This window comes from Microbacterium sp. Cr-K32, from assembly GCF_000708345.1.
GTDB classification, from domain to species: domain Bacteria; phylum Actinomycetota; class Actinomycetes; order Actinomycetales; family Microbacteriaceae; genus Microbacterium; species Microbacterium maritypicum_A.
In genome coordinates this window covers 145,900-152,748 of sequence record NZ_JARD01000026.1, presented here as the reverse complement: position 1 = coordinate 152,748, position 6,849 = coordinate 145,900, and the positions used below count along the sequence as shown (strand labels likewise).

Annotated in this window: 8 protein-coding genes; 5 read left to right on the top strand and 3 right to left on the bottom strand. The window is 67.3% G+C overall.

Features of this window, described 5'->3' with window-relative positions; genetic code table 11:
- Positions 1 to 5 precede the first annotated feature (5 nt).
- Positions 6 to 293, bottom strand: a complete 288-nt coding sequence (locus tag GZ64_RS0113330) for a WXG100 family type VII secretion target (protein WP_028501988.1) — start codon at positions 291 to 293, stop codon at positions 6 to 8.
- A 239-nt stretch (positions 294 to 532) separates the two neighbouring features.
- Between GZ64_RS0113330 and GZ64_RS0113325 the strand changes: the two genes are divergently transcribed.
- The 4 genes from GZ64_RS0113325 to glmM all read left to right on the top strand — a co-directional run bounded on the left by GZ64_RS0113325 (position 533) and on the right by glmM (position 3,718).
- Positions 533 to 1,201, top strand: coding sequence for an endonuclease/exonuclease/phosphatase family protein (locus tag GZ64_RS0113325; RefSeq protein WP_029258647.1), 669 nt, complete (start codon positions 533 to 535; stop codon positions 1,199 to 1,201).
- Positions 1,202 to 1,385: 184 nt separating this feature from the next.
- Positions 1,386 to 1,832, top strand: a complete 447-nt coding sequence (gene rplM / locus GZ64_RS0113320) for a 50S ribosomal protein L13 (RefSeq protein ID WP_017828209.1) — start codon at positions 1,386 to 1,388, stop codon at positions 1,830 to 1,832.
- 27 nt (positions 1,833 to 1,859) lie between these two features.
- Entirely contained in the window at positions 1,860 to 2,345 is a 486-nt protein-coding gene (rpsI, locus tag GZ64_RS0113315; RefSeq protein ID WP_017828210.1) for a 30S ribosomal protein S9, read from the top strand.
- Positions 2,346 to 2,359: 14 nt separating this feature from the next.
- Positions 2,360 to 3,718: a phosphoglucosamine mutase gene (gene glmM / locus GZ64_RS0113310; RefSeq protein WP_021198971.1), complete on the top strand. Its 1,359-nt coding sequence runs from the start codon at positions 2,360 to 2,362 to the stop codon at positions 3,716 to 3,718.
- Between the two features lie 34 nt (positions 3,719 to 3,752).
- Here glmM and GZ64_RS0113305 read toward each other — a convergent pair whose 3' ends face one another.
- On the bottom strand, positions 3,753 to 4,703 hold the full coding sequence (locus GZ64_RS0113305) for a helix-turn-helix domain-containing protein (protein ID WP_136024524.1): 951 nt from the start codon (positions 4,701 to 4,703) through the stop codon (positions 3,753 to 3,755).
- 199 nt (positions 4,704 to 4,902) lie between these two features.
- On the bottom strand, positions 4,903 to 5,847 hold the full coding sequence (locus GZ64_RS0113300; RefSeq protein ID WP_021198969.1) for a Ppx/GppA phosphatase family protein: 945 nt from the start codon (positions 5,845 to 5,847) through the stop codon (positions 4,903 to 4,905).
- A 29-nt stretch (positions 5,848 to 5,876) separates the two neighbouring features.
- Between GZ64_RS0113300 and coaA the strand changes: the two genes are divergently transcribed.
- Positions 5,877 to 6,830, top strand: coding sequence for a type I pantothenate kinase (gene coaA / locus GZ64_RS0113295; protein ID WP_021198968.1), 954 nt, complete (start codon positions 5,877 to 5,879; stop codon positions 6,828 to 6,830).
- Positions 6,831 to 6,849: the final 19 nt, after the last annotated feature.

Genomic DNA, 6,849 nt, shown 5'->3' with positions numbered 1-6,849 from the left:
GTGTGTCAGCTGCCGGCGAGCTGCTGGTCCAGGTCCTGGATCGCCCGCATCATGCCCAACAGCGACTCGGACATGTCGTTGATGCCGTCGACCGCGGTCTTCAGACCCGTCGTCAACTCCGTGTACCCCTCACCGAACTTCCCCGACGCATGCTGCGTCTTGAAGTCCTCACCCAGAAGAGTGTCCACCTGACCCTTCAACGTGTCCAACTGACCCTGAATGTCATCACGAGCCTGCGACAGCGACGACGCCACCTGCTCCATCTCCGCATAAGACGCACCGAAATCGGCCATCGTCCACACCTCCGCCAATCGAGAGAACCGGACCCCTCCGGCCCGAACAACACCCACCCTACGGCGCACCCACGAACACCGTCGATGGGGACAACTCCCCATCCCCGCACAGGGCTCGATGCGTGTCGGTACCGGCGCCCTCATCGGCACGGGCGCCGGTACCGATCACGTCCAGGACACGCCGTCGGGCGGCTGCGCGGAGCCCACGCACAGCGGTCGGGAGTAGCGTGGGAACGATCATGAAGGTCATCTCGTACAACCTCCAGAAGCACCGGGCAGCCGGCGAACTCGCCGCGCTCGTGCGTGCGCACGATCCCGACGTCCTCTGCCTGCAGGAGTGCGATGTTCCGGAGCTGCCCGCGCAGATCGGCGACCTCGTGCTGGCTGACGCCACGCAGGGCAATCGTCTCGGGCTTGCGCTCTTCTATCGAGCGAGCACATTCCATCTGCAGGCGATCCGCATGCTCGGCCTCAAGAAGTCGTTGCACGACCGCATCGCGAAGCCGGCGCACGAGCGCGTCCTCGGCGCACGATTGCGCGACATCGACGATGGCCAGGACTTCATCGTCGCCTCCTTCCATGCCGCGCCGCTGACCGCGTTGAACTCGTTGCGACGTCACCAGATCCGCGCCGCCCTCAGCGAGCTCGCTGCGCTCGGCGAGGGACTGCCGCAGTTGATGGTCGGGGACTACAACTATCCGATCTTCAAGGAGAACCTCGGTCAGGCCGTTCGAGAGCACGGGTATGCGCTGTCGCTCAGCGACGACCACACGTATACGCGCTACCGCGTGTTCCGGGGGCACTACGACTTCGCCACGTCGACCGGCTTCGAGATCGAACGCATCACGACTCTCCCGCAGGGCGCGAGCGATCACCGTCCCATCCTCGTCACGGTCAAGCCCGACTGAGGCCAGGGTTTGGGCATACGCACGGCGTGGCGTATGATTTCTCTTTGGTGCCTTTCCCCGTCCGCGGAGAAGGGGCATCGTCCGAACGTGAGCCCTCCACTGGCGTGTTCCTCCCTGTCGGGAAGAACCACCCCGGAGTGGGATTCACGAACTTCTCCGTTCGACACAAGAAAGCAGCACTATCGTGACGCGCACTTACACCCCCAAGGCTGGCGAAGTCCAGCGCGATTGGGTCGTCATCGACGCCACTGACGTCGTTCTCGGCCGTCTGGCCTCGCACGCCGCAACGCTCCTGCGTGGCAAGCACAAGCCGACCTTCGCCAACCACATCGACTCGGGTGACTTCGTCATCATCGTGAACGCGGAGAAGGTCGCGCTCACGGGTCAGAAGCTCCAGAAGAAGATGGCCTACCGCCACTCCGGTTACCCGGGCGGCCTGAAGTCGGTCACCTACGCCGAGCTCCTCGAGAAGAACCCGGTCCGCGCTGTCGAGAAGGCCATCCGTGGCATGCTCCCCAAGAACAGCATCGGCCGCCAGCAGCTGTCCAAGCTCAAGGTGTATGTCGGTGCCGAGCACCCGCACGCCGCACAGCAGCCGACGCCGTACACCCTCGACCAGGTCGCCCAGTAAGCGCCGTAAAGACTTAAGGACATACTCGTGGCTGACATCCAGGACACCACCGAAACCCCCCAGAACTTCTCGACGTCGACTCCCGAGACCGACGTGGTCGAGGCGGCTCCCCGCCCCGTCCTCAGCGTCCCGGGCGCCGCTGTCGGCCGTCGCAAGCAGGCCATCGCCCGCGTGCGCATCGTCCCCGGCTCGGGCACGATCACGGTCAACGGCCGCACGATCGAGGACTACTTCCCGAACAAGCTGCACCAGCAGCTGATCAACGACCCGTTCACCGTGCTGAACCTCGCTGGTGCGTACGACGTCATCGCACGCATCTCCGGCGGAGGCCCCTCGGGTCAGGCCGGTGCGCTTCGCCTCGGAATCGCCCGTTCGCTGAACGGCATCGACGAGGAGAACAACCGTCCGACCCTGAAGAAGGCCGGCTTCCTCTCGCGCGACGCCCGTGTCAAGGAGCGCAAGAAGGCTGGACTCAAGAAGGCCCGTAAGGCGCCTCAGTACTCGAAGCGTTAAGGTCAACTGCTCCGATGCCGATCTTTGGCACGGACGGCGTGCGAGGACTCGCCAATGGCACCCTCACCGCCGACCTGGCGCTCACCCTGGCCCAGGCGACTGCTGTCGTCCTGGGCCAGGGCCGTACTGCGGAGGCTCGCAAAGCCGAAGGCAAGCGACTCACCGCAGTGGTCGCCCGGGACCCCCGGGTCTCCGGACATTTCATCGCCGCGGCCGTCGCCGCGGGTCTCGCCTCTTCCGGAGTCGACGTGCTCGAGGCGGGAGTCATCCCGACGCCCGCTCTCGCTTTCCTCGTCGCCGATCGCGATGCCGATTTCGGCGTGATGATCTCGGCGTCGCACAACGCTGCGCCCGACAACGGCATCAAGATCTTCGCCCGCGGAGGACGCAAGCTCCCTGACGTGGTCGAGTTGCGCATCGAAGAAGCGCTGACCGGCGACAAGCTGCGCCCGACGGGTGCCGGCGTCGGTCGCATCGACCGGTTCTCCGACGCGGAGGACCGCTACGTGGTGCATCTTCTCGGATCGCTCCCGAACCGGCTGGACGGCATCCACGTGGTGCTCGACTGCGCCCATGGCGCGGCCTCCGGTGTCTCTCCGGAGACATTCCGCGATGCGGGAGCAGAGGTCACCGTGATCGGTGCCGACCCTGACGGCTGGAACATCAACGACGGTGTCGGCTCGACTCACCTGGACAACCTGGCCGAGGCCGTCGTGCGTCTCGGGGCCGACATCGGCATCGCTCACGACGGCGACGCCGACCGCTGCCTCGCCGTGGACGCCGAGGGCAATCACATCGACGGCGACCAGATCATGGCCATCCTCGCAGTGTCCATGAAGGAGCGCGGCCACCTCACGGACGACACGCTGGTCGCCACGGTGATGAGCAATCTCGGTCTGCATGTCGCCATGCGCGAGCACGGGATCACCGTGCGCCAGACGGCCGTCGGAGACCGTTACGTGCTCGAGGACATGAACGAGGGCGGGTACGCCCTCGGCGGTGAGCAGTCCGGTCACGTCATCATGAGCGAGTACGCCACGACAGGCGACGGAATCCTCACCGGCCTCCACCTGGTGGCCGAGATGGCGCGGCAGAAGAAGTCGATCGCTGAGCTCGCCTCGGTGATGACGGTCTACCCGCAGGTTCTCATCAACGTGCGCGACGTGGACAAGGATCGCGTGTCCGATGACGAGGTCGTGCAGCAAGCCGTCCGTGACATCGAGTCCGAGCTGGGCGACTCCGGACGGGTGCTGCTGCGCAAGTCCGGCACCGAGCCGTTGGTGCGCGTGATGGTGGAGGCGGCCGATGCCGAATCCGTGCATGCATACGCCGGACGCCTCGCAGAGGTGGTCCAAGAGCGCCTGTCGCTCTGACCTGACCTGACGCTACGACGGCCGATCGCTGATCTCAGCGATCGGCCGTCTCGCGTTCGCCGCTCCGTGATCCCGTGTCGCTCTGCGATCCCGTGCCGCTGTGGGCGCGCAGTGCCCGCGGCGTGGCTCCGTAGTCCTCCTGGAGCGCGCGACGGAGGCTGATGGGGGAATGGAAGCCGGAGCGCTGGGACACCTGCTCGATGCTCAGCGCATCGAAACGGCTGTCGATGAGAAGCGATCGGGCGCGGCGCGCGCGCTGGTGTCTGATCTCGCCGGCCACACTGTTCTCCACTTCGGCGAAGACCAGCTGGAGCTGACGGAGGGAGACCTGAACCTCGCGGGCGACGAGGTCAGGATTCAACGCCGGGTCGCCGCACTGCTGTGCGATCACGGCGATGGCGCGGTCGCGCAGCGCGGCGTGGGGAGAGCGTTGCGGGGACGCCGTGTCGACGCGGTCGAGCAGGATCGCTCCGCTCATCTCCACGATCAGATGCTCCATGGCATATCGCTCGATCGCCGTCGCGTCGTCGTCGACGGTGAGGACCTGCTCGATGAACGCCTGCATGGCGCGATCCAACGGGCGCCGCTCTTCGAGGACTCGACTGGTGGCGGGCAGCGTCGCGACGAACGACCCGAGCGCGGAGCGGGGAACAAAGGCGGCGATGATGCGCCAGGCACCGTCGCACTGAACACGTTGGTCGATCCCGGGCGGGGCGATCACGAGCCCGTTGCCGAGCGGCACCCACGGGCCGTGCTGCTCCTTCGCCGAGATTCCCCCTGCCTCCACGAAGGCGAAGACGGCGTGGTGCGGGTGCGCAGTGGTGGTGTCGATCGCCAGTTCGGTCGCCGTGCCCTGCATCGACAGCAGGATCACAGGCCCGGGCGTCCGCCGCGTCGCGCGGATCGTCGACAGATCGTCGACTGCGCGTACGCCGTGCGAGATCAGTTCGGCCGAGCCGATGGCCAATGCCTCTCCCGGGCTCACTCAGCACCCCCCGACGCCGATGATCGATGGGCGGCGCCGAACGATGAGGTCGGCTCGCCGGGCTCGTACCTCCCGCCAGCGGTCTGCGACCGCGGGAGAGGTGCTCGCTTCGTCAGAGGATACCCGCACGGAGGTACGCGGCAACAGGGCGTGTTCGTGCCGCGTCGTCCTCCGCTCATGTTCGAGGGGCGGACGCCGCTCAGGTTCGAGAGGCGGACCAGCTGAGCTGTTCGATGTACCTCAGCAGCACGCCTTCGCGCAGAGCCCATGGCGACACTTCGAGCTCGTCGACGTCGAGGGCCGTCATCGCCGTATGCAGAGAGACCGCGGCGGCCACGATCTGGAACGTCCGGTCCGGAGTGATGCCCGGCAGCTCCTGCCGCGCGGAGGCGGGAAGGCGTGCGAGGCGCGGGATCCACGACCCGAGGGAGGCGCGGGGGAGCAGCATCCGCTCGCTTCCCGACCATCCCGGTACCGGGTACCCGACCAGGCGGGCAAGGGAGCGGATCGCCTTCGACGATCCGACGACATGGTCTGGGCGGGGGAGGGCGACGAACCGCGGCAGCACATCGGCCAAGGTTGTCGTCGCGTGCGCGCGCAGCCGCTCCACCTCGGCCTCGCCCGGAGGATCGTGCGGCAGGAACTGCACCGTCATGCGTCCGGCGCCGAGCGGAACGGACGCGGCCGCGTCCGGCATCTCCTCCGCGCCGGCGGCGATCTCCAGCGAGCCGCCGCCGATGTCGAGGAGCAGGATCTGACCGGCGGACCAGCCGAACCAGCGCCGTACCGCGAGGAACGTCAGCTCTGCCTCGGTCTCACCGTCGAGCACCTGCAACGGCTGGCCGAGGGCTGCTTCGATACGGGCGATGACCTCGCTGCCATTGCGCGCGTCGCGAACCGCGCTCGTCGCGGTGGCCAGCAGCGCGTCGACACGCTCGCTCTCGGCCACACGCCGTGCCTGCGCGACCGCTTCCTCGAGCGCGGCGACGCCCTCCTCCGAGATGGAGCCGTCGGGGGTGAGATAGCGCATGAGGCGCAGCACCGTCCTATCGCTCGTCGTCGCGAGCGGCCGTCCACCGGGACGGACGTCGGCAGCGAGCATGTGGACGGTGTTGGATCCGATGTCGAGGACTCCCAGGCGCACGGGAAGAGACTACTCGCCCCCCGGATACGATGTACTCCGTGACCACCGCCGACCCCACACTGCCGCTGTCGCCCTATCGGGAGATCGGACGCGCGGAATGGGCGCGGCTCGCGGCCGGGCTCGACCAGCCGCTCACCGAGACCGAGGTCGTCGAGCTCCGCGGTATCGGGGACCGTCTCTCGCTCACCGAGGTACGCGAGGTGTACCTGCCCCTGAGCCGCCTGCTGAGCCTGTACGCCACGGCGACGAAACGGCTGGGGGCGGCGACCTCCTCCTTCCTCCAGGAGGACGACACCACGACGCCGTTCGTCGTAGGCGTGGCCGGTTCCGTGGCGGTGGGCAAGTCGACCATCGCCCGTCTGCTGCGCGAGCTCATGAGCCGTTGGCCGGGGACGCCGCGGGTGGAGCTGGTCACCACGGATGGCTTCCTGTACCCGAACGCCGAGCTCGAGCGCCGCGGGATCATGGACCGTAAGGGTTTCCCCGAGTCGTACGACCGGCGCGCGCTGATCGAGTTCCTCACCGAGGTCAAGAGCGGTGCCACCGAGGTGCGCGCCCCGTTCTACTCGCACATGCGCTACGACATCGTGCCGGACGCGAACGTCGTGGTGCGTCGCCCCGACGTCGTCATCGTGGAGGGGCTGAACGTGCTGCAGCCGCCGCCGGCTCCGAACGATGTCGCCGTGAGCGACCTGTTCGACTTCTCGATCTTCGTCGACGCCGATACGTCGCATATCGAGAAGTGGTACGTCGACCGCTTCCTCGCACTCCGGCAGGCGGCCTTCAGCAACCCCTCGTCCTACTTCAACGTGTTCGCGCACCTCACGGACGACGAGGCGATCACGACGGCTCTCGGCTACTGGAACGAGATCAACATGCCCAACCTCATCGAGAACGTGATGCCGACCAGGCACCGCGCGCGCCTGGTGCTGCGCAAGGGTGCCGACCACGATGTCGAGACGGTGCTGCTGCGCAAGCTCTGACCCCGCGTGCGACCCGCGA

Bases quoted from the DNA above. Each gene is read 5' to 3' on its own strand.
- GZ64_RS0113330 (WP_028501988.1), bottom strand. From the start codon at position 293: ATGGCCGATTTCGGTGCGTCTTATGCGGAGATGGAGCAGGTGGCGTCG.
- GZ64_RS0113325 (WP_029258647.1), top strand. From the start codon at position 533: ATGAAGGTCATCTCGTACAACCTCCAGAAGCACCGGGCAGCCGGCGAA.
- glmM (WP_021198971.1), top strand. From the start codon at position 2,360: ATGCCGATCTTTGGCACGGACGGCGTGCGAGGACTCGCCAATGGCACC.
- coaA (WP_021198968.1), top strand. From the start codon at position 5,877: ATGTACTCCGTGACCACCGCCGACCCCACACTGCCGCTGTCGCCCTAT.